Source organism: Shewanella eurypsychrophilus, from assembly GCF_007004545.3.
Taxonomy (GTDB): Bacteria; Pseudomonadota; Gammaproteobacteria; order Enterobacterales; family Shewanellaceae; genus Shewanella; species Shewanella eurypsychrophilus.
On the sequence record NZ_CP045503.2, the window covers coordinates 5,667,866 to 5,693,009 of the forward strand.

Here is a 25,144-nt window from a genome sequence, read left to right on the forward strand (position 1 = left end):
AAACACAGATAAAAACTGCTGCTGAGATCATAGTCTTCTGAATTCACCATGGCATAATGACTGCCAACTTTCGCTTTTACTAATGTCGCGTATATTTACGTGAGGTTATACATTCTTCATAAGGGTGCCAGATGTCCACTAAAGCCGATCCATGCTCTCAACCAAGTCTCATGCATCCAGATGAGGCAATCGCATTGCTCCTCAATCAAGTTAATCCGTTAGCAGATACTGAAGTTGTTACACTATCTCATGGGCTTGGACGAGTATTAGCAGAAGATTTAGCCTCTAGCATAGACCTGCCTCCCTTCAATAATTCAGCGATGGACGGTTATGCTTTTCGTTTCGAAGACCTCAATACTAATGACAGTCTGACTCTTATTGGCCAATCATTTGCAGGCCACCCCTTTGAGGATGAAGCTAAGCCTAATACCTGTATCCGAATCATGACAGGTGCACCACTACCTGATGGATACGATACCGTGCAGATGCAGGAGAAAGTTGAAGCAAAAGGTAACGATATCTTTATTGAGCCACCTTTTGCGATAGGCGCCAATATTCGTTACCGCGGCGAGGAAGTAAAAACAGGTGGAAAAGTATTATTGTGTGGCACTCAAATTGGCGCCGCCGAACTCGGTGTCCTAGCCACTATTGGCGCCAGTCAAATTCGGGTAACCCGTCAGGTAAAAGTCGCCTTTTTCTCTACTGGAGATGAACTCAGACCCGTAGGCAGCGAGCTGGCACCGGGACAAATTTATGACTCGAATCGCTACAGCATCCAAGGGTTACTCAGCCGCGCTAATGTCGAGTGGATTGATATGGGCGTAATTGAAGATGACCCAGAAGCTATTCGACAGGCATTTAAAAATGCCTCAGCGAATGCCGATATGGTACTGACATCAGGCGGCGTTTCTGTAGGCGATGCCGATTACACCAAACAGGTCCTCGATGAAGAGGGTGAAATTACCTTCTGGAAGCTGGCAATTAAACCTGGTAAACCTTTTGCTTTTGGCAAGCTAGGTAAAGCTATTTTCTGTGGTCTGCCAGGCAACCCTGTTTCCTCTATGGTGACTTTCTACAAACTGGTTTGGCCGCTATTAAACAAGATGCAGGGTCTACCTCAATCTAAACCTCTCCAGCTCAAGGCCAAATTAAAGGGTGATCTACGTAAGTTCCCTGGCCGTGTCGAATATCAGCGTGGCATTCTCAGCCAAAATGATAATGGAGAAGCTGAAGTTAGCATCACAGGCAGGCAGGGATCAGGCATGCTCACTTCAATGAGTTTAGCCAACTGTTTCGTTATCTTAGCTCAAGAGCAAGGTGATACTGCAGATGGCACATTAGTCACGGTAGAACCTTTTAATTCAGTACTTTGCTGAACATTATAACCTTAAGCTATTTAACAAATCGTTCAGGAAACAGGTATGAGTTCTACAATCGATAACGATGAAATCTTGTCTGACAGTGAGATATTGAGATACAGCCGCCAAATTTCTATCAAGGCGATGGATTTTGAAGGGCAAGAAAAACTGAAACTCGCTAAGGTGCTCATTATTGGTGCAGGTGGACTAGGTTGTGCAGCAAGCCAATACCTTGCTGTCGCGGGTGTAGGTCATATGACCTTAGTTGATTTCGATACCGTTGAAACATCTAATTTACAGCGTCAGGTATTGCATCAAGATAAAAATGTCGGCCAAGCTAAGGTTGAATCGGCAAAAGAAACCTTAACGGAGCTTAATCCGCATATTCGAATAGATACTGTTAATGCCGTTCTAGACGATCATGAGATCGATGAACTCGTCGCAAAGCATTGCCTAGTGCTGGACTGTACCGATAATGTTGCAGTTCGAGAACAGCTCAATAAGAGCTGTTTTAGTCATAAAATCCCATTGGTTTCAGCTGCCGCTATCCGCATGGAAGGAACAGTCACTGTTTTCGATTATCAGGACGAGCATCCTTGCTATCATTGCTTTAGTAAGCTCTTTGGTGAACAACACCTTACCTGTGTCGAGTCTGGAATTTTAGCGCCTGTCGTCGGGATGATCGGCTGCTTGCAGGCCGTCGAAGCCATCAAGGTGATTGCTAATATGGGTAAGCCATTGACCGGACGCATCTTAATGATTGATGCTATGACCATGGAGTTTCGCGAAATGAAACTTGCTAAACAGGCTAACTGTAAAGTCTGTGGATAATGCTAAATTCTAGGCTCTAGGCTCTAGGCTCTAGGCTCTAGGCTCTAGGCAAGGTGATGCTGGTCTAAATATACCCATTTAAGCCAGTATCACTATCCTTTCCCCATCATCTTCTTGCTTCTATTCACTTGTTACAAAGCCCTTTAAGACCTCATTTAAACCTCATTTAAAAAATCAGATTAAAATCTCAAAAAACAATTTGACCCTCCCCTTACGGGAGACAATATGATGCTTATCAACGGACAAGCAGTCCTGCAAAATATTGCTAAACCTAACTAAGAATACTTGGAGTCAAATATGAACTTACTAACTAAAACAATCTTATCTACCGTTATCGCAATCTCTTCAACGTCAGTTTTTGCCGCGAGTGTGTCTATACCAAGCAGTATGCAAGTATCAGCAATTAATGGTATTGAAGTACAAAATAGCCAAGAGCTTAAGTTAGCCGAAGGCCAAAACTTGGTAACGCTAAGATATATAGAAGATTTCGCATTCAATGCCGATGACTCGGGATCACTCGTTAAATCTAAGCCACTATTTTTGAATATATCTGCACAGGAAGGAGTGCAGTACACAGTATCGATACCTGAACTTATGACACAAGATCAAGCGCGAAACTTTATCAATAATCCTCAAGTTCAGGTGAGTGATAGCAATGGAGTCACCCGTGCAAACAGCTTATCTAACCAGTATCAGTTGATGGCAGCCATGTTTAAGCAAGATGTAGAGATGTAACATCTCTTTTTTAAGGCGCTGTAAATCACATCGATTCAATAGGGGGGATATGCCGTCTCCCCTCCAAGTCTCAAATCTCAAATCTTCACAGGCATATTAATCTAAGCCCTCCCCTCTAGCGAATCCTAGTAAAGATAATGACTTCCAGTACTTATCTCTGACTTCTTTCACTAAGAAGCGTAATCTTGTTGGTTAATACATTTCTGGGTTAAAGTAGGTCCACCAGCTTGGTGACAGTTTCTTGGAAGATTGTTGTTCATCAAAAATTAACCCTTTAATGGATATGGTCCGTTACTAGTACTTAGTAACCCAACTCTTTATGGAGAATCGAAGGATATGATTAAACCAGTCTCAATTGCACTTCTCATCGCTAGTGCACTCACACTTATGGCCTGCGATCAGAACAAGCCTGCCAGTTCTACTGAAAACTTAGCAAATACAGAGCAAGAACAAACTACGCAGATGGCAAATCCAGCTTCTGAATACTGTGTGTCTATCGGTGGTGATCTTGTGATACAGACCCAAACCGATGGTCAAATTGGTATCTGCCATTTACCTAGCGGTGAGAAAATAGAAGAGTGGGCTTTATACCGTAAAGCCAATAAGCAAGAGGTCACAAAGGCTGTCGATATGGTTAACCCTGCTGCAGCTTATTGTGAGTCTGTCGATGGAAAGTTAGATCTGCCAACCGGTGTCTGCACTCTGCCCAGCGGTGAAGCTTTAGATCAATGGGAACTGTACAAGCGTGAACATGATCAGAGTCAGAGCATGCCTCAAATAGGTATGGCAAATCCCGCAGCAGTTTATTGCGAGACAGCTGGTGGAAAGTTAGATCTGCCTACCGGTGTCTGCACCTTACCTAGCGGTGAAGCCTTAGATCAGTGGGAACTGTACAAGCGTGAACATGATCAGAGTCAGAGCATGCCTCAAATAGGTATCGCAAATCCCGCAGCCGTTTATTGCAAGACAGCTGGTGGAAAGTTAGATCTGCCAACCGGTGTCTGCACCTTACCTAACGGTGAAGCCTTAGATCAGTGGGAACTGTTCAAACGCGAACACGATCAGAGTCAGAGCATGCCTCAAATAGGTATCGCTAATCCAGCAGCAGTCTATTGTGAGTCTGTCGATGGAAAGTTAGATCTGCCAACCGGTGTCTGCACCTTACCTAACGGTGAAGCCTTAGATCAATGGGAACTATATAAACGTGAGCACGACCAGAGTCAGAGCAAGCCTCAAATAGGTATCGCTAACCCAGCAGCTTAATCTCAGCAACAAGCGATAAGGAATATCACAGAAGATGTCGACATTACCCACAAGCCCCTCCTACGATCTCGCCTGTGATATCAGCGACAATTGGGATCTGAAAAAATGGAGACCGATTCTCGACATCATCTGTATCAGACACGATATTAGTGCCATCAAATTCAGTCAAAATTTCGAAGGCACTAATCCTGTCTTCGAACTGACTCTTGACTCTGGCTTAGTTGACTCTGATTTAGATAGATCGGGGGCGATAAATAAGGCTTTTATTGTCAAGATCCTCGCACCCAATTTTCATGCCCAGTATCAAAGCGACTACCTTAGCCTTAAATTACTCAATCACCACACCCTTGGCGTTAAGGTCCCTAAGCTGTTCTACTCTGGCGATATTGATAATTGGCCCTACCTAGTGATAGAGAAACTCGATGGGGTCATGCTTTCTTCAGTTCTCGATGAACTGTCTATCGCAGAAAAATGTAACATCGCCAGAGAGCTAGGAGAATTTAGCGCCCAGCTACATCAACTTCCCGAACGAAGCATTGAAGGATTAAGACTAGACTGGCCTGATTTTGTCCAGTTACAAAGCCAAAAATGTTATGAAAAACGCAAGAAACAAGGTCTTCCAGAACCTCTCTTAGAGACATTAAATAGCTACCTGCAAAACAATGCCGATAAGTTGGCCCCCAACCTTAATAAGAGCTGTGCTCACTTGATACACACAGACCTGCATCCCGGTAATTTAATGGTTAAGCTGCATGAGGGAAGATATCGATTTAGCGGGATCATAGATTTTGGCGATGCTTTGGCCTGTCCTGATCCGGTATTTGAATTTACCTCACCAGCCTTACTACTAGCCCTTGGAGAAGCAAAGATATTTCATGCTTATCTGGACGGTTATGCTTATAAAGGTAAACGAGACTCGAGCTTACAGCAGCATATGATGGTGCTAAGCCTATTAAGACACACTGGCGATATAAATTATCTACTGCAACATGTGCCAGCTTGTGACAACAGAACTGAGTGGCATGAATTAGAGCCGCTATTTTTTCCGCTTTAGTTGTCCCTATCTATCGATTGCAAGTCTTAAGGCTAACGTACACGCTAGCCTTTTATTTAAATCAATACGAAATTGTGTTTATACAGCTACTCTATATTTTGGACTGCGGCCATAAGCAGTCCCTTCTCAACCCATAACGATACGTTTATTCCTTTAACATCTATCGATAATGGTAACTCGCCTTGGTCTATCCGAGGAATATCCCCATAGTGCTGCGCATCATAGCCCACTTCATATAAAGTCACCTTCTGACCAGTAGCGGTTTCATAGCGGATCTGTGCAGCAGCAACCCCTTGAATAGAGCAATAACGCCCGCCAAGCATGGTATTATTCTGCTTTGATAATAAGCGAGAACCCACTACAGAAAAGTCTAATTCGGTGAAGTAATCACGTAACGGCGCCATACTGCTAGTCTTTAGCTCAAGTGGCTTCATCTTGATATGATTCATCGCGACTTCGTCGGCAATCTTGAGACTCAGATCAGCTGTTCCAGTGAGGTAGTTAACACTCAGCATAAACACTAAAACCAAGCTCGCAGCAAAAGCAGATAAGCCATACCAGCTTTTATAATTAGGGCTTATCTCAGGTAAAATGCTTGCCTGTGGCTCACTAATACCTTCAGATACATAACCATTATCGCTCACAGCTCCCTGTTCTTGACCTGATAGCAGGCTTTCAAATCTAGTGAGCTGTTCCTCATCAAGGGACTCCTGCTCCATAAAGGTTTTGGCCGAGTGCTTAAAAGAAGCATGCAGTTTGTCACTCTGTTTCATGACGACACCTCTTTCATCCAATCACCTTCACTCATCTCAACCACTTTCTGTTTGATTCTATGCAATCGAGACAATACTGTTCCTCGGGGTTGTGCTAAATCTTTAGCTATCTCTGCAGCGGTATATCCATCGACTGCCCACAAGTAGAGCACTTCTCTCTCCGCAACATTGAGCAATTCAAAAACCTGTTCAATCAAATTATGTTGGATCTGTAGTGTTTCCAAAGAGGTTTCATCTAAGAGCACTGCAGCATGCTCATCGATGGACTCGAAAGCAAGCTTGTGTTGACGCCGACAATCGTCAATAAACTGATTACGGATAATCTTACGAATATAGGCATGGGAATACTCAAGCTCTTTGCCACACTTAAGCCACTTCTCTAAGCCATTTTGCAGCAAGTCTTCAGCGCGGCCACGATCTGCAGTTAAGCAGAAGCTATATCGATAAAGGCTCTGTAACTGTTCGCGGGTCAGCATTTATTGACCATCTCGCAAGCAAAAACCACAGACCCAAGCTTTGGCAATCCATGTAGGTAAAGGGCTCATATCTATCCCTAGCTCAGTCATCCTTCCTAAACTAGCACCAGCAGATATAGCATTGAGCAAGTGGTAATCCACAGCCACCAGTGGCTTAACTAACGGCTTAAAAGGATCACGAGACACGCTGAAAAAATAATCGGCTTGGGGCTTATCTATTGCTACATGTTCATCTTGATAATGGGCATGCCAAATATCAAAGAGTGGATACGTCGAATGATGAATTGATATATCAGGCCTGAGTAGCAGCACAACATCTTGATGTTGCGCCTCTGTCAGCTCTGCAATACTCGTTATAGGCAAGCAATCTAAGGTATCCGCAGCATAATAACTCAGTTGCAATGACCACTCTAAATAGGCAAGCTGTGGCAGATACTTCACCTTGGAAAATTCTCTGCGAGTATCGACGATCTGTTTTATAAATGCCGGGAAGGTCTCCCCATAATAATTAAGGTTCATCTCACGCATTGGGTTTGATTGAATATAGTCTTTCGCTAATTGGTTAAAACAGACCTCTCCGACTAGCTGTAAGCTAATTGGGAAGCTAATGGATAAGGTGGCAGTTAACGCCTGCAGTGAATTATTGCGATATATATCTAAGCGACTAGCTTGAGCAGGGTTAACCAAAGACAACAAGGCCTCATCGCTCCCACCTTGGCGCAGAGCCTGGATAAATGAATCCTGCCACTCAGCTAAGCGCATCGCTTACCTCCCATCTTTACATCATCAGGCGTGGGGCACACCGCCTGCAAAATTTCAGCCGCTATGGTTCTCTCGGCTAGTAGCCTCTCTAATGGAGGCAGATCATTATCCCATTCGATCATACTCGGTATATGACCATGTTTAGCGATAAACAATTTAAAAGCCTGCCATACTCGTTTATCTACCGGGTGATTGTGAGCATCCAACAGGTAGTCTCCCTTATCGTGAAAACCCGCAAGGTGTATCTGTTTAACTCGCTCCACCGGGATCACATCCATAAATGCCTGCATATCTTGATTAAGGTTCTTACTGGTGACGAAGGCATTGTTAATATCCAGCAATAGATAACAATCAGCTTCACGGGCTACCGCAGCAATAAACTCGCCTTCTGTCATTTCATTAAATTGACAACTCACATAGGTAGACACGTTTTCCAGCAGAATTCTTTCACCCATAAAGTCCTGAACTTGCTTAATGCGCTGGCTAAGATGCGCTACCGCTTCACTGGTATAGGGTAAAGGCAACAGATCCGGGACTTTTAAATTGTCATTACCTGAAAAGCTCGCATGCTCTGAATACCAGAGTGCGCCAGTCTGCTGCTTCAGATTTTTTATTTGGTTAAGATATGAAAAGTCCAACTCATTTGGTCCACCTACTGAGAGGCCTACACTGTGTAAGACGATAGGGTAACGCTCTGCAATTGCTGCCAGCATATGCTTATTTAAGCCCCCATCGACAAGCCAGTTATCCGCTAAGACTTCAAACCAAGGGATCTCTGTCTCGCCTGCAGCTAAGATCTGCTGCACATGGGGGAGACGCAGGCCGATACCTGCGCCAACTAAGCTCCCCCGGACCATTATGATTTAGCCGGTTTTACAGCTTTAACTTCACCACCAGTGATTTTTTCACAGGTACCAGCAGGTACATAGACCCACTCATTAGGTAAGTTATTGCCTTTCGCCTGACCAGCACAACCATGGCTACCATCTAAAGCACCACAGTCATTGGCGCCAGCTTTGGCAATACCTGCACACTTTTCCCACTCAGTCGGCTGATCCGGCACCGCATTGGCGCTCACAGAAAGGCCCGCAGCCAATATACCAGCCACTGTTAAGCCAAGAGCTTTATTTGAATATTTCATCTAATTCTATCCTTTATAAAAAGTGAAGAGTTCACCCCTATAACGAATAGCAGATAAATTTGATTGCATGATCTAAATTTTATTTTAAGCGAAGCTAATTTAGCCAATGAAGCTTAGGTAACCCTGAAGGATGATCGCGTTAACGATATCGATAAAGAAAGCACCAACGATTGGTACCACCATAAAGGCTTGTGGAGATGGCCCAGTTCTCGTGACCAGCGCGCCCATATTCATCACTGCTGTTGGGGTTGCTCCCATACCGAAACCACAATGACCACCCGCCATGACAGCGGCATCATAGTTTCCACCCATTAAACGGAATGTCACAAAATAGGCAAACAGCGCTAAGATAATAGTCTGCATCATCAAGATGAGCAGCAAAGGAATCGCCAGGTCGAATATCTCCCATAGCTTAAGGTTCATCAATGCCATGGCTAAAAATAGTGACAGTGATACCGTACCTAAGATATCGACACTTTCACTGTTAATCTTATAGCCACGAGAAACCTCGGTAATATTAGTGATCACCACGCCGATAAACAGCGCATAGACAAAATCCGGCATTTTCAGCCAGCTGATATCCATTGTCGCCACTAGAGAGCCCACCCATTTAGCACCGGCAACACATAGCAATAAGATAAACAGAATCTCGAGAATGCTCTTGGCTGTCACCCTGTCTTCTTCAAGCTGATCATACGTCACCAGATCTGGGTGATCTTTATGGTGATTGCCACCGACACCGTAAGATGAGACCAAATTATTCTTATTGATCAACCTTTGGGCAACTGGGCCACCAATAATGCCGCCCATCACCAGACCAAATGTCGCAGCGGCCATGGCAAACTCAAGAGTATTAATGCCGTAATTTTCCGAGAAGGTCTGAGCCCACGCAGCGCCTGTACCATGACCACCAGAAAGCGTAATGGAACCTGCAATTAATCCCATCAAGGGCTCTAATCCAAGAGCAGTAGCCATACTCACACCAACTGCATTCTGAATAATGATATATAGCGATGCAATCCCGAGGAAAATAAACACCTTACTGCCGCCCTTTAGCAGCAATTTATAGCTCGCCGCCAGTCCAACCGTGCTGAAAAACATCAACATTAGCGTGTTTTGCATCGACAAGGTAAATTGCAAGGTGATCTGATTGAAGTGTAAAGCGGTAATGATAGCCGCGACGATTAGGCCGCCAACGATAGGCTCAGGAATATTGTACTTTCTAAAAAAAGCGATATGACGATTGACTGAGTGCCCGATAAAAAGCACCAAAATCGCCACTAAAAACGACTCAAGTTCGCCTATTGAATAAACTGTATTCATGAAACTCCTATTAAAATAAGCAAAGCTTTCATTCCGCAATCAAGGCACAACTTCCTCGCTGTGCCATTAAAAGTAGTAGGTAACGAAAACTCTGCTCACTATTCTGTCTACAGTGAATATTCAGATGAATAACCACATATGAGATGAGAAGCGGCACATTGTGCCACAAATCATCTTATGTGCCACATTAGAGGGAGCTTAAAAAGGCAAGTTTATTAAGGAAAAATGAAAGTTTGGTACAGTTTGAGTATAAAACACCCGCAGATGTTAATTGGATTCAGCCCATGTTATGCCAAATATGAAAGTTTCAGACCAAAATAACATTGAAAGCTTAAAGCTAGCTGGAGACGTTAAAACCAGAAAATCCCGAAGAAGGAGCTAACATGAAGATTGATGCTTCTCAGCTTGCTGAGCTGGACTCTGCTTGACTGACCACAGATGATACAGAAGTCGCCTCAGTAGTTTCAGTTTCCATTGTGGCTAACCGCTCTCGCTCTGCTTTTGAGATATATTTAGGTTTATTGGTTGAGCTCAACTTAGCATTAGCCTTTTTTAGCTTTTTTTTATGCTTCAAGGTTATTTTTTTCGTTCGATTCATATTCTCGCCATAAAACCATACTTCAATCACCTAATTATATAGGATCTGTTACGACAACACATTACCAGCGCACCTTGGAATAAACTCATGCTGATTGGTATAAAAGCGCTAAGGCAATACTCAGTGAATTCACTCCCGCCAAAAGCAAAAATCCCAACCACGACAGCCGCAACAATAGCGCAACAGTAGCAACCAAGAAACAACAAGCCGCGAGAGGTAAGTCACATATTCCACCTTGTCTAATCAATACCTAGAACACGATATAGACAGCCATTTTGTAAGCCCTTACACTAATGCGAAACACAAATCATTACTATTTACCTCGGATTTACACTTAGCGATTTATAATAAAAAACCTTCGCTGCAAAAGTGTTATCTGATTTTTTACTCGGGATGACTCAGACATGAAATTTAAAGCTTCGTTAATAGCGCTATCTATTGCCACCGCATTAGCACCAAGTCTTGTTACCGCAGACGACTCTGATATTGAAGTCATCACAGTGACCTCAAGCCGCATGGGTAAGCCTGTCAGCGCGATTCCAAATACTGTCACAATTATCGATCAAGAACAGCTTGAACAGCAGTTCAGAACGACTAAAGATCTGTCGACAATTATCGGAAACTTAGCACCCAGTTTCTCACCGAGTCGCCAAAAAATGAGTAATACAGGTGAGACCCTGCGTGGTCGTACACCACTGATTATGATCGATGGTGTGCCTCAATCTAACCCACTTCGTAGCGGCGGACGTTCGGGTCAGACTATCGATCCGGCGATGCTCGAGCGTATCGAAATTATCCATGGCGCCAATGCCATGCATGGTTTAGGTGCTCAGGGTGGCATCATCAACTACATCACCAAGAAAGCAAGCAGTGATAATGAACATCAGGTTAGCTTCGATGTCACAGTGCCGAATAACCTAGAGTCAGATGGCATCAGTTTCGGTACCAGTTATGCGTTTTCAGGAGAATCAGAACAACTCGATATGATTGGCTCGGTTAGCTACCGTAACAATGGTGTCTATTACGATGCTAACGATGAGATGATTGGCGTCGACACCACGCAAGGCGAGTCTATGGACAGCCAAAGCGCAGACTTCTTTATCAAGCTTGGTCATAACTTCGATGAGTCACGACTAGAGTTGATGGTTAATCACTACAACATGGAAAATAACGGCGACTATATGGCCGTCAAAGGTGACAAAGAAAACGACATTCCTACTGGCGCAGTCAAACAAGAGCAGCCATGGGAGGCCGCCAACAACCAAGTGACCACGACGAGCCTTAGCTATACTCATGAAAATATTGCTGGTCAGCAGATGCATCTGCAATTTTTCAATCAAAACTTTGAAGCCGTTTATGGTGGTGGTTGCTGGTCTGATTTTTACGACCCAAGCATGGAAGGCAGCGATCAAGTCACCGTTTGTGGCACTGGAGCTAATGGTGAGTCCCTCTATTATGAGCAGTCTCGCAATAAATCAGTCAAATGGGGAATGAAAGCCTCAATGATAGCCAACAACATCGCTGACTCAGGCGTTAACTTAGCCTACGGTATCGATGTTTTCAGCGATACCACAGAGCAAGATATGGTGGTTAGTGGCGCCTCTTGGGTACCTGAAAGCACCTATGAAAATATCGCTCCTTATGCACAAGTTGACTATGACCTTATCAAAAACCTGACACTATCCGGTGGTGTACGCTACGAATATGCCAAACTTACGGTCGATGATTATAAGACTCTGTACGGCTACGGCGATAAGCATATCGAAGGGGGCTCACCTGACTTCAATGAAATCTTGTTTAATATAGGTGCTTCATACCAGATAAACCCATCGATTCGACTCTATACCAGCTTTAACCAAGGCTTCGGCATGCCAGATATTGGTCGCGTTCTGCGTGATGGCGATAACTTCTCGGGTGAAAACCCAAGTATCGATGACTCACTCGCCCTAACACCAATAGTCACAGACAACATAGAGTTTGGTGCAGACTACCAAGGTGAGTACTTCACTGCCAAAATCGCCTTTTATCGCTCATCGACCGATTACGGCAGTCGTATGGTAGAGAAAGAAGATGGCAGTGGTTCATTCGTGATAAAGCGTGAAAAGAGTGTCATCGAAGGGATAGAATCTAATATTACTGCCTATATCGGTGACAACGATGACGTTGGGGTGAATATTGCCATTCAGAATGGCGAGTATGACTCAAATGACGATCAGAATGTCGATACTGATTTAGACGGCGCGAATATCTCACCAAACCGTGTAAATCTATTCTGGACGCATAATTTCGACAACGATATCTCGACTCGGGTACAGGCAAACTTCTTTATGGATAAAGACTTCAAGAATGCCAGTGATGAGATTTACTCTAGTTTTGATGGCTATACAACCGTAGACGCATCGGTTGCAATTCCAGTGTATAACGGCACATTGAGCGTGGGAATTCAAAACCTATTGAACGAAGATTACTACACTTACTATTCTCAGACGGTGGGCAAGGACACTCGTTACTTTAAGGGAATGGGCCGTACGGCGACTATCGGCTTCACCATGCCTTTCTAGGTTCTAGGTTCTAGGTTCTAGGTTCTAGGTTCTAGGTTCTAGGTTCTAGGTTCTAGGTTCTAGGTTCTAGTAAGACATTAATAAAAAACGCAGCCATTGGCTGCGTTTTTTATTATCAAATGACTTTATCTCGTTTAAATATGAAAAATCTACTTAGTGACGACCCATAATGCATGTAGCAAACCAGGGATAAAGAAGAGCAAACATAAGATAATATTAATCAGCAGATCTTTGCCTACACCCGACTTTAAAAATACCGCTACTGGTGGCAATAAGATGGCAATAACGACCAATAATAGTTTATTTGTGTCCATGAAACTTTCTCCCTTAATAAATCATTTTCGTTTAGGCCAGACTAACTTCTCAGGCTCCGACCATATTTGCAACTGCTTTATGGCGTCAGGAGCAGTAAATTCCACTCCCTGTGATGGATAATCTATGTATTGATAGTCCTTATCACGAAAGCGAAAACTCAGACTAAAGGCGTGTAAGTAACCTCTATCGGCCTCCGTACCACCATAGAGTTTATCTCCCAAGATTGGCACACCTAAGCTTGCTAAAGCGACTCTAAGTTGATGGGTTTTACCGCTTAAAGGCTTAAGTAGATACATACGTAAGCCTTCAGCCACAGACTGAGAGAAAAACTGAGTCAGGGCTGGGTTTTCTGTGGTTCGCAGCAGTTTGTACATGCTACGTCTGGATTTAGCCATATCACCCACTACCCAACCTTGCTTCTTTTTTGGCTTACCCGTCGCTAAGGCAACATAGTATTTCTGCACCTTATGCGCAGTAAATAATTGCGTAAACTCAGCCGCTGCTTGGCTACTTTTTGCAAACAACAATAGGCCAGAAGTGAGGCTGTCGAGTCTATGTACCGAATAGAGCTTTATCCCCAAGTCTTGTTCAATTTTTGCCATGACCCCCGCAGAGCCATCTTGACTATGAAAGTGAACATCACAAGACTTAGTTATAATTAAGAAGTCACCTTCATCGGCGATAATTTTATACATAGATCAATACTCATAAATTCTGTGTGTCGCAATATATAGCAAACTTAAATGCCTGCTAAAATATGATGCTTAAAAAGTAATGCTGACTATCAGGCCTGGTTGATTATCACTCAACGTGACTTTAGCATTGTGTCTGACAAGAATAGCTTTAACCAGAGACAAGCCAAGACCCGTTCCCTTATTGTGTCTGCTAGGATCGAGTCTGACTAAACGTTCGAACACCCGGTCTTTGGCATCACTAGGGATCCCAGGGCCATTATCCCGAATTTGGATCTGCTTACCCATTTGCACTATTTCAATATTTGCACCTTCGCCCGCATACTTGATCGCATTGTCCACCAAGTTAAACAGTGCCTGAAATAATAAATATTTATCTCCGGTCACCTTTACGTTTTCATCGGTAGTCAAGGTCAACTTCTGTTGATTTAATTCAGCCATTGCTTCGGCCATCTCAAACAGATCTTCACACATGTCCTTAATGCTTAGCTCTTGTAACTCGAGTGTCTGCTGACCCTCTTCAATACGAGTTAGTGATAACATGGCATCGAAGGTCGCTAAGCAGTGATCTAGCTCTTCAGTCAAGATAGCACATGCCTCAGGTAACTCCTGAGAGGTCTTATCGGGAAGCTGTTCAAGCCCTATTCGCAGGTGAGAAAGTGGCGTTCTTAAGTCGTGAGCAATATTATCCGTCGCACCTCGCACCGCAGTGAGATTATTCTCCAGGGTGTCGAGCACGCCATTAAATTTACGCGCCAGCATATCGAACTCATCTTGCCGCCAACTGACAGGTAAACGTGTTGAATACTCCCCCTTCTCAATAAGGCGACTCAGACGATTGTATTGCACAAGTCTACGTAAAATAGCCTTGGAGAATAGATAACCAAGCGCTAGTGTTAACACAATCGTCAGCATCATTGCTGTTATTGCAGCATTAACAAATCGCTCAATCAAGGTACCTAGTTGGTCGGTACGGGTCGCAATCAATACAGGGCCATAACGAGTGACCACCAAGCCACCCGTTAAGATATGCAATTTATCAGGCCCACCCGTTAAGATTGGAAACTCTCGAGTCTGAGGCAACAGAGGCATATCATCCGGGATCAGGCTAAGCGCACCGACGAGATCAAATGAGTTGCGCCACACCACTAGAGCCGTATTGGGATCAGCGGTTTTAACTTGAGTACCAAAGCTTCGTCGGTCTAAGGTCAGCGCCATCTGTTGATAACGCGCCTTTTCAGCCGCTAAGTGTTGATCTGTTTGCAGCTCCTGCTCATTCATCAATTGACGATACATGCCAAAAAGGAGCGTGCCGATAATCAGAGTTACAAGAGCCGAAAAAACAATCGTAATGCGCCATGCACTACTTTGGTATGGCTTAATGCCCTTGACGGAGGCGATAGCCAGCACCTCGAACTGTCTCGATCAACTCACCGAAACCTAGCTCCTCAAACTTACGTCTGAGCTTAGCGATATGCACATCGATAACATTGGTTCTCGGATCAAAATGATAATCCCATACCGCTTCAAATAAGAGAGTACGGCTGATCACTTGATTGGGATGTTCCATCAGGTATTTCAGTAATTGAAACTCTTTGGGCTGTAGCATTAACTCGTTACCGTCTAAGGTCACTTTTCGAGTTAATAGCTCCATCACTAAATTGCCTACAGATAGTTCCGTTTCAACAGGTTGAGATAAGCCTCGCTGCATCAACTTTTCGGCTCTCACTAACAGCTCTGAAAATGCAAAAGGCTTAGTCATATAATCATCGCCGCCGGCACGTAGGCCTTTGACACGCTCATCAACGTGGCTAAGAGCAGATAAAATAAGCACAGGAGTTTGACTGCCTGTCGCTCTTAGCGCGGCCAATAGCTTGAGCCCATCTAACTGAGGTAACATGCGATCTAAAATAAGTAGATCATATTTCATGCTAGTCGCAAGCAGCAATCCTTGATGACCATCACTGGCCGTCTCAATGTTGTGCCCTTGCTCAATAAATCCTTTAACCACATATTCGATTGTGGTTGTATCATCTTCAACGAGTAAAATTTTCATGGTAATAACTTAGTCCCATTTAAGCAGAGGTAGAGGTCGTAAACTCTCAATATCGAAGGCTAATTTGCTCTTACCGTTAGCATCAATAAGCTTCAACTCCAGGTAACTGATACCAAGATCATGATCTAGCTGTGCTTCAAGTATATATGCTTGTTTATTTTCCATTGCTTTCTCAACTAAAGTTGAAAAAGCCAGTGATTTGTCATTCATTAAATTAACGGCTATCAGCTCATCTCGATCATCAGTTTCTAATACTTCGACCTGCTGCCTGATTAAATGTCCGTCTTTAGCTTTGAACTCAAACTCAGTGATCGTTTCAGCCTTAGGATCTATGATACTCAGCTCATAAATCAGCTCGCCATTTTCTACATCAATCTCGAAATCAGAGAGGGTGCCAGGGTAGTCTCTCTCAACTTGCAAAAAGAGTGATTGTGGAGTGATGTTTCCTTCATCGGAAAGGAGTGCAAGAATAGATGTTTCGGCCAAAGCTGCTGCCGAAAAACCAGAGGTTGAAAAAAGCACTAAACCAACTAACCAACGAGCCATGGCTCCTCCATAAAAATCTACGATGCCGTATCTTATCGTATTAAATCAAAAACAGTTAATTCAATTGCACTGACTGAATACTTATCGTTTATCCCTTGCTATCCACTTCACAGATTGATGCTAGTCTACTCAAACTTTGTTCGAGAAAGGATACGAACTATTCAGCGAGTAAAGCAAGGCTATCAATCTCAATTTCGATCCCTTGCCAGCCATCATCGACCTCACCTTTTAGTGTGACAGTCGTATCACTCGAGACCTCAATGTCACGCCATAGTGCATCTTCAATTTCAACTTCAACTTCACCACTTGTATCGCGAAAGAGGTACTTCTCATCACCTAAACTTTTCACTAAGTAGCCGGTCAACTCAACAGGAGTATCGTCTTTAGCCTCACTGGCATCTGCGGCTGTGTTAACCTGAGTGCTAACACCTGGACCATTGTACGCAGCGAAAGCGGGTAGTGTGAGAACACAGGAAAGTATGAGTGAGCCGGTTAATTTTTTAGGCATATCTTTATCCCCTTTTAATTGAGTACCAATTCTAGGCTGATGACTATAAAGCCCAGATGGAATCAAGATTAATGTTTGATCATAAAGAGAGGAAGACACGACTAAGAGTAGATTTAAAGCCGTTGAGGCCCTTTATTCATGGGGGGGATGAGCCTCTAAAATATGAATAAGTTCAGATTTTAGAGCGACTGTAGTTTCAACACCTTTTTTCAACTCTAGTTTCTTAGCTAAGTGTAGCGGGACTTCGGCATTAATCTTATGACGAACACCTTTGACGCTAGCAATCAGCCTGACACTTTCGCCCATGGTCAGCATAGACTCAATTTTGATATCCAGCTTATTGAAACTTCTACAGAGGCGACCCTTAGTGATGGAGTTAAATCGCACGCCTTGATTAGGGATAACCCAGCGCACTTTAGTGCCGACATCCAAATGCTCGAAATAAGTGCTAGCAATCAGGTGCTCACCAAATTTTAGCCAAGTGATCTGCCGCTCCTCTTCTTGAGCGACCACATGAGCATCGAAAATATTGCGCAAACCCATCTGCTTAGCGACGGCCTCATTGTGAGGACGGACTAATACATCATGAGGCTTACCTTGTTGCAACAGCTTGCCTTGGCTGATCAAAATCATCTTGTCGGCTAGAAGTAGCGCTTCATTGAGATCATGGGTCACCATGATCACTGGAATCGCCAACTGCTCTTTGAGTCTAGCTAACTCTAAATAGAGACGTTCACGGGTCTCTCTATCTACGGCGGAGAATGGCTCATCCAGCAATAAAACAGAAGGCTCTCGCGCCAGCGCTCTTGCTAATGCAACTCGCTGTCTTTGCCCACCAGAAAGATGTGCAGGTAAGCGATCGGGTAACCCATGCAGGTTCACCCGCTCAAGCCACTCCTCGGCCCTAGGCTTACGTTCAACTTTAGGAATATGGTCCAACGCAGCAATCACATTTTCTATGGCTGTCAAATTTGGAAATAAACCAAAATGTTGCGGTACATAACCTAGGTGGCGTTGCTGAGGTGACAGGTTCAGTTTGCTCTCGCTATCATGCCACACGCTATCACCATAGCGGATCTCCCCTGACTCAGGCTTATTCAGGCCAGCAATCATTCTGAGTAAGGTAGACTTGCCCCCACCGGAAGGCCCTACAACCGCTAATACTTCACCAGCTTTACAGGTAAACTCTGCATCTAGCTTGATATGTTTCTCTTGTTTGATCCGACAATAAAGATCAGCAACGTCTTGCACGAGTGTCTCTCCCGTATCTATCAATAACTAATCGACTGAGATAATACTTACTGGCTAAAAGCTCAGCCATGTCTAGAGCCATGGGCTCTCCCTAGTCTTCTAGACATGCTGGTCGTAAGCGCAAGCACTGTGATAGCGAATAACAGCAGCACTAGGGACATCTGTCCGGCACTGGCAAAATCAAATGCCTGCACACTGTCATAAATAGAAATTGCTACCGTCTTAGTTTCACCAGCGATATTACCGCCCATCATCAACACAACGCCAAACTCGCCTAATACATGGGAAAAACACAAGACTAAAGCGGTTAATACCCCCGGCCAAACCAGAGGGAGTTCAATTTTGAAAAGCATCTTTAAACGGCTCATACCACAACATGCAGCCGCATCGCGTACTTCTTGGGGAACGGATTCGAACGCTCTTTGAATAGGCTGAATAGCAAAGGGAATATTAACAATGATCGAAGCCACCACTAAGCCTGAAAAGTGAAATACCAGCTGTTGGCCAAATACCTCCTCGATGAAACGTCCTAACCAGGACTGACTGCCTAGTCCCACCAGTAGATAGTAGCCAATGACAGTAGGCGGCAATACCAAAGGCACCATGATTAAGGCTTCGACCCAAGATTTACCAGTGAATTGATGATACGCCAGGAAGCGGCTCACTAAAATCGCAGCAGGGATCAAGATGATCACAGTCACGCTGCTGAGTTTTATCGATAACCAGAGTGCTTCCCAATCCATCTAGTTTGCTGTCCTAGTATGTTCTGACGCGGGTAAACCGAAGCCAAAATCACTGAAGATGTTGCGCGCACTTTCTGACTGAAGATAAACGTAAAACACTTTCGCTGTTTCACCCGCTTTTTGAGTCAAAATCATGCGCTGATTTAGTGGAGTATGTAGCTCTTCAGGTATCACTTGGTAATGACCAAGAGCCTGAAACTGAGGCGCTATAGCCAAAGAGAGTGCCACAAGCCCACCCTGAGTTGAGCCACTCACAGTAAACTGCGCGGCTTGGGAGGCATTTTCCCCGTATATCAACTTAGATTGCAGCCTATCCCAAAGACCTAAAGCCTGAAGTACTTCTCGTGCACGTTCACCATAAGGCGCATGGTCGGGGTTAGCGATAGCAAATCTTTGTAGTTTACCCGTATCAAGCAGAGCTTTTAGCCCTTCTAATTCAGGGTCTAACTTGAGCGGTGAGTAATTAGGTGCGGCAATCGCAAGACGACCAATCGCATAAAGTTTACCTTCCCCAAGACTCGGATCAGACTTCTGCAACTGATAAATATACTTCTCGTCTGCAGAGAGAAAAAGCTGGAAAGGCGCACCATGTTTAATCTGGGCGACAAAGTTCCCCGAAGAACCGTAGGAAATCCTTACCTTCTTGCCTGTGTCTTGAGTAAACTGCTTTGCAACCTCATCAAGCGCAAATTTGATATTAGAAGCTGCCGCAATAGCAGGAATATCATTGCTTAACGCTTGAGACGAAAACAGACTGGATAATAAAACCACGTACACAGAAAGCCATGTAAACTTAGCAGCCATTCCTAATCCTTCTTCCTTTTGTCAAAGATTACTTATCCCACATTTTGGCAGCTTGTTCATCAGCATCTTTAGCTTCAACCCAATTAGCGCCTGAATCACCCGCTTCTAGCTTCCAAAAAGGAGCCTTAGTCTTTAAGAAGTCGATAAGAAACTCACAAGCTGCAAACGCTTCTTTTCGATGCATACTGGTGACACCGATAAAGACAATCTGCTCACCCAGCGCCATTGTACCTACTCGGTGAATGATGGTGACATTATTTAAAGACCAACGCTCGCGAGCTTCGACAGCTATTTGATTTAGCACTGCCTCTGTCATACCTGGGTAGTGTTCTAAAGTCAGGTCGGTAACGACGCTGCCATCATTAAAGTCACGCACTTTGCCTACAAAGGTTACCACAGCACCGTCACTGTTATCGCCAGCAATCAAAGCATACTCTTCTGGTACACTAAAGTCGGCAGTCTGAACTCTTACTTCATTTAATGCTGTAGCCACATTAACCTCCGGTTACTGGTGGGAAGAATGCGACCTCATCACCATCCTGTATGGGCGTATCCCAACCACTAATGGTTTGGTTGACGGCGACTAACAGTTTATCTGAAGCTAAAATTTTGCCCCACTTTTCATCTTTAGCAGCCAGTTGAGCACGAAGACCTTCTGCTGTCGATGTTGAGGCACTGGCTTCAACGGCGACTGTACTTTCACCTAACAGCTCACGAACCTGAGCGAAAAATAATACATTAATCATCTATCAATACCTTAAAAATTTTAGGTCGTTACACCTTAAAATGACCTGACTTGCCACCGCGTTTCTCGAGCAGACGAGTTTGCGAGATCAGCATATCTTTCTGTACTGCTTTACACATATCGTAAATCGTCAGCGCCGCTACAGAAGCCGCTGTTAACGCTTCCATTTCTACTCCAGTCTTACCCGACAGCTTACATAAGCTGGTAATACGAACACGATTAAACTCAGGCTGCGCCTCAAGCTCAACTTCAACCTTGGTCAACATCAAAGGGTGACAAAGAGGAATAAGATCTGATGTTTTCTTAGCAGCTTGAATACCCGCTATACGAGCAGTGGCAAATACATCACCCTTGTGGTGGCTACCACTCATGATCATCTCAAGCGTTGCAGGTGCCATTTCGATGAAGGACTCAGCTCTTGCTTCTCTCTCTGTTACCGCTTTATCTGTCACATCAACCATATGGGCATTACCATCGGCGTTGATATGGGTAAATTTATTACTCATTGAATTAAACCTTAATCTGTTTTATTTCATCTAGATAAAGCCATAAAAGGCACTATCAAAACATAAATTCTTTTACTCAAACACCCTTTTTAACGTGCATCACGAAGTTGCACGGTCTATGTGTGGCGTCTAGTTGTTCTTTAATGATTTTTGTCCATCCGGTGCGACAAGCTCCCGTCGAACCAGGTAGGCAGAAAATAGCCGTCTGATTGGCAAAGCCACCTAGCGCTCTAGACTGTACCGTAGAGGTGCCTAATTCGGTAAATGTGATATGACGAAATAACTCACCAAAACCTTCGATCTCTCGATCAAACAAAGGCTTTACCGCTTCGGGAGTATTATCTCGCACAGTGAAGCCTGTTCCACCAGTAGTCAGTATCACCTGCACTTCATCAGAAGCAATCCATTGTGATAAAACCGAGCGGATCTCATACTTATCATCTTTAATCAGCTTTCTATCGACAAGTGTATGACCAGCCTCAATCAGATTATCTTCGAGAAACTGTCCAGAAGTATCACGACTCAGATCCCGTGAATCAGATAAGGTGAGAACAGCGATGTTTAGAGGTATAAACTCATTCGTCGTACAGTGACCCATAATTATTCTCTGTTTAATGAAAATTCGAAAATTAACTTAGAAATTATACCAATGACCAGACACAAGGTGTTTGCATCAGGTCAAGGAATTAACTAGGAGTAAGCTATTTTAACGTATTTAGCACTACACCTATGTAGGCCTAATGCTGAATAACGCTAAGTAATATCAGTAGGTTTCTTTTTCCATAGTACTAGCCACTAGCCTCCTATCGAAGCTAAGTGCTGAGTCACTCCGGTAATACCGTCGTGGAGGAAATGAGTTTCTTTTTTGGTAGCCAGCTGACCGTGTAGTCGCTCGACTAACTCAGCTCTTTGATTTTCATGCTGGAGTAGGTCTCGGAGATCGACACCATTTTCAGTAAACAAGCATAAATGCAATTTACCGTTAGCAGAAACCCGTAAGCGATTGCAGCTAGCACAGAAATGTTTGTCATAGGGCATGATCAAACCTATACGTCCTTTGTGATCATCTCGGCTAAAGTTCTGCGCCGGACCATCATCGGCTGCAGCCACATCTAGGCTCCAACCATCTTCTACCAACTGTGACTTTATATCGGCCCCAGCAAGATGATGTGCTTTAAAGTAGTCATGACCAAGACCTGTCTCCATCAACTCGATAAAACGCAGATCAATAGGAGTGTGTTTTATCCAGTGAAGGAATCTAGGCAGATCTTTATCATTAAGACCCTTGAGCAATACCGCATTAATCTTTACTCGCTCAAAACCCGCTTCAAGCGCAGCATCGATACCACGCATCACCTCATCGAACTTATTCTCACCGGTAATTTGATAAAACATGCGCGGATCTAAGCTGTCGACGGACACATTAATGCGTCTTAGTCCAGCGTCATACCATTCTTTAGCATGCTTTTCTAAACGGTAACCGTTCGTTGTCGTCGCAATAGTATTGATTTTGTCATTATCGGCAATGACACGAATAATATCGGTAAAGTCTTTACGCAACGATGGTTCACCGCCAGTAATGCGGATTTTTTGCGTGCCGACTTCAGAGAATGCACCCACCAAATTTTCAATTTCGCTAAGCGCGAGAAATTTAGAGCGGCCATCGGGGCGGTAGCCATCAGGGAGGCAATATGTACATTTGAAATTGCAAACATCAGTAACTGACATTCGCAAATAGTGAAACCTTCGACCAAATTTGTCTTGTAGTTGAGACATGATCACCTTTCCAAGTAAGGGGAGGTGTGATTATTTCTTCTCACACCCCGGTGGCGTTATTGCCACGGCTTAGCGTCCTTATCTGTTGACGTAGGACAAAAAGCTCGGAGAACCGTCAGTGGGTAATTATAGGTGCATTTGTCTTCAATCCCTAGCTTAAAAGATGCATTTATTGACAATGGACAATCAAGCGTTAACTTTCTGTGACACCGCTCACACCAACAATCGAACTCAGGTAGACTAGAATCACTGTTTATTCTCTGTGCCATTACATAAATTTAATGTAAGGTGGAGACAACGATTAAAACACCCGTTTAACGGGGAAAAGTGACCTAGAGGTGAAGTGATGGAACGCGAATCGATGGAGTTCGATGTCGTCATAGTTGGTGCTGGTCCAGCAGGCTTGGCAACCGCATGTCGACTCATGCAGATATCCAAAGACAGTGGCAACGAGCTCACTGTTTGTGTTGTAGAGAAAGGCTCCGAAGTTGGGGCGCATATTCTTTCTGGTGCTGTGTTTGAGCCTAAAGTGCTCGACGAACTGTTCAGTGATTGGAAAGATAAGGGCGCACCACTACACACTCAGGTCACAGCTGACGAAATCTACATGCTAAGTTCAGCTCAGAATTCTCGTCTAATGCCGAATGCTTTAGTCCCTAAGACTATGCATAACGAAGGTAATTACATTATCAGTGTCGGCAATCTATCACGCTGGTTAGCCGAGCGCGCCGAAGAGCTTGGCGTCGAAATATTCCCAGGCTTCCCTGCCAGTAACCTGCTATATAATGAAGATAATAGTGTAAAAGGCATCATCATTGGTGACATGGGCGTAGGCGTAGATGGTCAGCCTAAAGATAGCTATGAACCCGGCATGGAGCTACATGCTAAATACACTATTTTCAGTGAAGGTTGTCGCGGCCATCTAGGAAAGCAACTGATAGAAAAATACCATTTAGATAATGGCAAAACACCGCAACATTATGGCCTTGGTTTTAAAGAGATCTGGAAAGTCCCCAGTGAACAGCATCAGCAAGGAAAAGTGGTTCACACTGGCGGCTGGCCATTAACAGAAGGTTCATCTGGCGGAGGCTTCCTTTATCATTTAGAGGATAACCAAGTCGCTGTTGGTCTGATTATCGATCTCAACTATAAGAATCCGCACCTCAGCCCTTTCGATGAGTTCCAACGTTATAAAACACATCCAACGATTGCCAAGCACCTGCAAGGTGGCGAGCGTGTCAGTTATGGCGCCCGAGCTATCACCAAAGGCGGATTAAACTCGCTGCCTAAAATGACTTTCCCTGGCGGGCTCATTATAGGTTGTAATGCAGGCACATTGAACTTTGCCAAGATTAAAGGCACACATACCGCGATGAAGAGCGGAATTTTGGCAGCAGAAACAATTGCTCTCGCGTTTCAAGCTGGTGTCGAAGGCGGTAAAGATCTCGACTGTTATAACGAACGTTTCGAAAAGAGTTGGCTACAAGACGAGCTACATAAATCACGTAACTTCGGCCCCGCAATGCATAAATTCGGCACTTACTTAGGTGGCGCATTTAACTTTATCGATCAAAATTGGTTCGGCGGTAAATTTCCCATCACCTTGCGCGATGAGAAACCTGATTATGCGCAAATGGCAGAAGTCGGCGCGTACAATAAAATTGATTACCCTAAGCCAGATGGCAAACTTAGCTTCGACAAACTCTCCTCGGTTTATCTGTCTAATACTTTCCACGAAGAAGACCAGCTCTGTCACTTGCGTCTCAAAGATGAGCGTATTCCGGTAGATGTCAATTTAGTGAAGTTTGACGAACCGGCTCAAAGATACTGCCCTGCAGGTGTTTATGAAATTGTCCAAGAGGAAGGTGAAAGTAAATTTGTCATCAATGGCCAGAACTGCATCCATTGTAAGACCTGCGATATTAAAGACCCAAGTCAGAACATCACTTGGGTCACTCCAGAGGGTGGTGGAGGACCTAACTACCCTAACATGTAGATTTACACGTTAGGCCATATAAAAACGCGCTGTTAACAGCGCGTTTTTTAATAACAAAATTCATAAAAACAGATTGCATATAAGTCAAAAAGTAACCATACTCCCGCCCTCTAATAAAAGCGTTGTCTAAATATCCAAACGCTTATTTCAATCAGAATCTCAATATCCTACAAAACAAGCTAGACGAGCCGACTTATTGAGGCTGACGTTTAGCACTCCAGGTCACAATACCATTGAAGCCCATATTTAGAGTCAGCGTCTGGCACTAAGGTAATAACGCTAAAGCAGGAAGCTTTCAGTCAATACCAAGTGCAACAACTCAGCTGAAATA

General features: G+C 44.1%; 28 protein-coding genes and 1 riboswitch. Of the genes, 7 read left to right on the forward strand and 21 right to left on the reverse strand.

Going from position 1 to position 25,144, the window contains the following annotated elements:
* Positions 1-131: 131 nt before the first annotated feature.
* The 5 genes from moeA (at position 132) to FM038_RS24410 (ending at position 5,241) form a co-directional block, all read left to right on the forward strand.
* Positions 132-1,376 carry a molybdopterin molybdotransferase MoeA gene (gene moeA / locus FM038_RS24390; RefSeq protein WP_142873404.1) on the forward strand — a complete coding sequence of 415 codons (1,245 nt, stop codon included), beginning with the start codon at positions 132-134 and terminating at the stop codon, positions 1,374-1,376.
* Between the two features lie 45 nt (positions 1,377-1,421).
* Complete coding sequence (gene moeB / locus FM038_RS24395; RefSeq protein WP_142873403.1) at positions 1,422-2,189, forward strand: molybdopterin-synthase adenylyltransferase MoeB; 768 nt, start codon at positions 1,422-1,424, stop codon at positions 2,187-2,189.
* Between the two features lie 297 nt (positions 2,190-2,486).
* Positions 2,487-2,924, forward strand: a complete 438-nt coding sequence (locus tag FM038_RS24400; protein WP_142873402.1) for a DUF2057 family protein — start codon at positions 2,487-2,489, stop codon at positions 2,922-2,924.
* Between the two features lie 336 nt (positions 2,925-3,260).
* Positions 3,261-4,187 (forward strand): DUF333 domain-containing protein, encoded by a 927-nt coding sequence (locus FM038_RS24405; protein ID WP_142873401.1) that lies wholly within the window; start codon positions 3,261-3,263, stop codon positions 4,185-4,187.
* Between the two features lie 34 nt (positions 4,188-4,221).
* Positions 4,222-5,241, forward strand: a complete 1,020-nt coding sequence (locus tag FM038_RS24410; RefSeq protein WP_142873400.1) for an aminoglycoside phosphotransferase family protein — start codon at positions 4,222-4,224, stop codon at positions 5,239-5,241.
* 86 nt (positions 5,242-5,327) lie between these two features.
* Here FM038_RS24410 and FM038_RS24415 read toward each other — a convergent pair whose 3' ends face one another.
* From FM038_RS24415 to FM038_RS24445, 7 genes are all read right to left on the reverse strand, one after another.
* On the reverse strand, positions 5,328-6,014 hold the full coding sequence (locus tag FM038_RS24415) for a hypothetical protein (RefSeq protein WP_142873399.1): 687 nt from the start codon (positions 6,012-6,014) through the stop codon (positions 5,328-5,330).
* A complete protein-coding gene (locus tag FM038_RS24420; RefSeq protein ID WP_185965806.1) occupies positions 6,011-6,490 on the reverse strand; it encodes a sigma-70 family RNA polymerase sigma factor in 480 nt (159 codons plus the stop codon). Before FM038_RS24420 ends, FM038_RS24415 begins: the two co-directional genes overlap by 4 nt.
* Positions 6,491-7,252, reverse strand: a complete 762-nt coding sequence (locus tag FM038_RS24425) for an HvfC/BufC N-terminal domain-containing protein (protein ID WP_142873398.1) — start codon at positions 7,250-7,252, stop codon at positions 6,491-6,493. It lies immediately after the preceding gene.
* Complete coding sequence (bufB, locus tag FM038_RS24430; protein ID WP_142873397.1) at positions 7,243-8,109, reverse strand: MNIO family bufferin maturase; 867 nt, start codon at positions 8,107-8,109, stop codon at positions 7,243-7,245. Before bufB ends, FM038_RS24425 begins: the two co-directional genes overlap by 10 nt.
* A complete protein-coding gene (locus tag FM038_RS24435; RefSeq protein ID WP_142873396.1) occupies positions 8,109-8,393 on the reverse strand; it encodes a BufA1 family periplasmic bufferin-type metallophore in 285 nt (94 codons plus the stop codon). The genes bufB and FM038_RS24435 overlap by 1 nt, the downstream gene beginning before the upstream one ends.
* 99 nt (positions 8,394-8,492) lie before the next feature.
* The gene (gene gltS, locus FM038_RS24440) at positions 8,493-9,716 is read right to left on the reverse strand and encodes a sodium/glutamate symporter (protein ID WP_142873395.1); all 1,224 of its coding nucleotides are present in this window, start codon (positions 9,714-9,716) and stop codon (positions 8,493-8,495) included.
* Between the two features lie 400 nt (positions 9,717-10,116).
* Positions 10,117-10,314, reverse strand: a complete 198-nt coding sequence (locus tag FM038_RS24445) for a DUF2986 domain-containing protein (RefSeq protein WP_142873394.1) — start codon at positions 10,312-10,314, stop codon at positions 10,117-10,119.
* 404 nt (positions 10,315-10,718) lie between these two features.
* On the opposite strand from FM038_RS24445, the gene FM038_RS24450 reads away from it, so the two are divergent.
* A complete protein-coding gene (locus FM038_RS24450; protein ID WP_142873393.1) occupies positions 10,719-12,875 on the forward strand; it encodes a TonB-dependent receptor in 2,157 nt (718 codons plus the stop codon).
* Between the two features lie 149 nt (positions 12,876-13,024).
* On the opposite strand, the gene FM038_RS24455 is transcribed toward FM038_RS24450, so the two are convergent.
* The 14 genes from FM038_RS24455 to moaA form a co-directional block, all read right to left on the reverse strand.
* Positions 13,025-13,189 (reverse strand): YqaE/Pmp3 family membrane protein, encoded by a 165-nt coding sequence (locus tag FM038_RS24455; protein WP_012327346.1) that lies wholly within the window; start codon positions 13,187-13,189, stop codon positions 13,025-13,027.
* A 21-nt stretch (positions 13,190-13,210) separates the two neighbouring features.
* Positions 13,211-13,885 (reverse strand): TIGR01621 family pseudouridine synthase, encoded by a 675-nt coding sequence (locus tag FM038_RS24460; RefSeq protein WP_142873392.1) that lies wholly within the window; start codon positions 13,883-13,885, stop codon positions 13,211-13,213.
* A 69-nt stretch (positions 13,886-13,954) separates the two neighbouring features.
* A complete protein-coding gene (locus FM038_RS24465; RefSeq protein ID WP_185965816.1) occupies positions 13,955-15,178 on the reverse strand; it encodes a sensor histidine kinase in 1,224 nt (407 codons plus the stop codon).
* Positions 15,179-15,260: 82 nt separating this feature from the next.
* A complete protein-coding gene (locus FM038_RS24470; RefSeq protein WP_142873391.1) occupies positions 15,261-15,938 on the reverse strand; it encodes a response regulator transcription factor in 678 nt (225 codons plus the stop codon).
* 9 nt (positions 15,939-15,947) lie between these two features.
* A complete protein-coding gene (locus FM038_RS24475) occupies positions 15,948-16,484 on the reverse strand; it encodes a PepSY domain-containing protein (protein ID WP_142873390.1) in 537 nt (178 codons plus the stop codon).
* A 157-nt stretch (positions 16,485-16,641) separates the two neighbouring features.
* Positions 16,642-16,992 carry a NirD/YgiW/YdeI family stress tolerance protein gene (locus FM038_RS24480; RefSeq protein ID WP_142873389.1) on the reverse strand — a complete coding sequence of 117 codons (351 nt, stop codon included), beginning with the start codon at positions 16,990-16,992 and terminating at the stop codon, positions 16,642-16,644.
* Between the two features lie 132 nt (positions 16,993-17,124).
* Entirely contained in the window at positions 17,125-18,243 is a 1,119-nt protein-coding gene (locus tag FM038_RS24485; protein ID WP_142873388.1) for an ABC transporter ATP-binding protein, read from the reverse strand.
* 62 nt (positions 18,244-18,305) lie between these two features.
* On the reverse strand, positions 18,306-18,986 hold the full coding sequence (gene modB, locus FM038_RS24490; protein WP_142873387.1) for a molybdate ABC transporter permease subunit: 681 nt from the start codon (positions 18,984-18,986) through the stop codon (positions 18,306-18,308).
* Entirely contained in the window at positions 18,987-19,790 is an 804-nt protein-coding gene (gene modA, locus FM038_RS24495; protein ID WP_142873386.1) for a molybdate ABC transporter substrate-binding protein, read from the reverse strand. It lies immediately after the preceding gene.
* A 28-nt stretch (positions 19,791-19,818) separates the two neighbouring features.
* Positions 19,819-20,283 (reverse strand): molybdopterin synthase catalytic subunit MoaE, encoded by a 465-nt coding sequence (gene moaE / locus FM038_RS24500; RefSeq protein WP_142873385.1) that lies wholly within the window; start codon positions 20,281-20,283, stop codon positions 19,819-19,821.
* A 1-nt stretch (position 20,284) separates the two neighbouring features.
* Positions 20,285-20,536, reverse strand: a complete 252-nt coding sequence (gene moaD / locus FM038_RS24505) for a molybdopterin synthase sulfur carrier subunit (RefSeq protein ID WP_142873384.1) — start codon at positions 20,534-20,536, stop codon at positions 20,285-20,287.
* 28 nt (positions 20,537-20,564) lie between these two features.
* Positions 20,565-21,041, reverse strand: a complete 477-nt coding sequence (moaC, locus tag FM038_RS24510; protein WP_142873383.1) for a cyclic pyranopterin monophosphate synthase MoaC — start codon at positions 21,039-21,041, stop codon at positions 20,565-20,567.
* A gap of 76 nt (positions 21,042-21,117) precedes the next feature.
* Positions 21,118-21,639 carry a molybdenum cofactor biosynthesis protein B gene (gene moaB, locus FM038_RS24515; RefSeq protein WP_142873382.1) on the reverse strand — a complete coding sequence of 174 codons (522 nt, stop codon included), beginning with the start codon at positions 21,637-21,639 and terminating at the stop codon, positions 21,118-21,120.
* A 197-nt stretch (positions 21,640-21,836) separates the two neighbouring features.
* Positions 21,837-22,817, reverse strand: a complete 981-nt coding sequence (gene moaA, locus FM038_RS24520) for a GTP 3',8-cyclase MoaA (RefSeq protein WP_142873381.1) — start codon at positions 22,815-22,817, stop codon at positions 21,837-21,839.
* Positions 22,805-22,939, reverse strand: a riboswitch (molybdenum cofactor riboswitch). (Overlaps the previous gene by 13 nt.)
* A gap of 224 nt (positions 22,940-23,163) precedes the next feature.
* Here moaA and FM038_RS24525 point away from each other — a divergent pair.
* Positions 23,164-24,813 carry an electron transfer flavoprotein-ubiquinone oxidoreductase gene (locus FM038_RS24525; RefSeq protein WP_142873380.1) on the forward strand — a complete coding sequence of 550 codons (1,650 nt, stop codon included), beginning with the start codon at positions 23,164-23,166 and terminating at the stop codon, positions 24,811-24,813.
* Positions 24,814-25,144 lie beyond the last annotated feature (331 nt).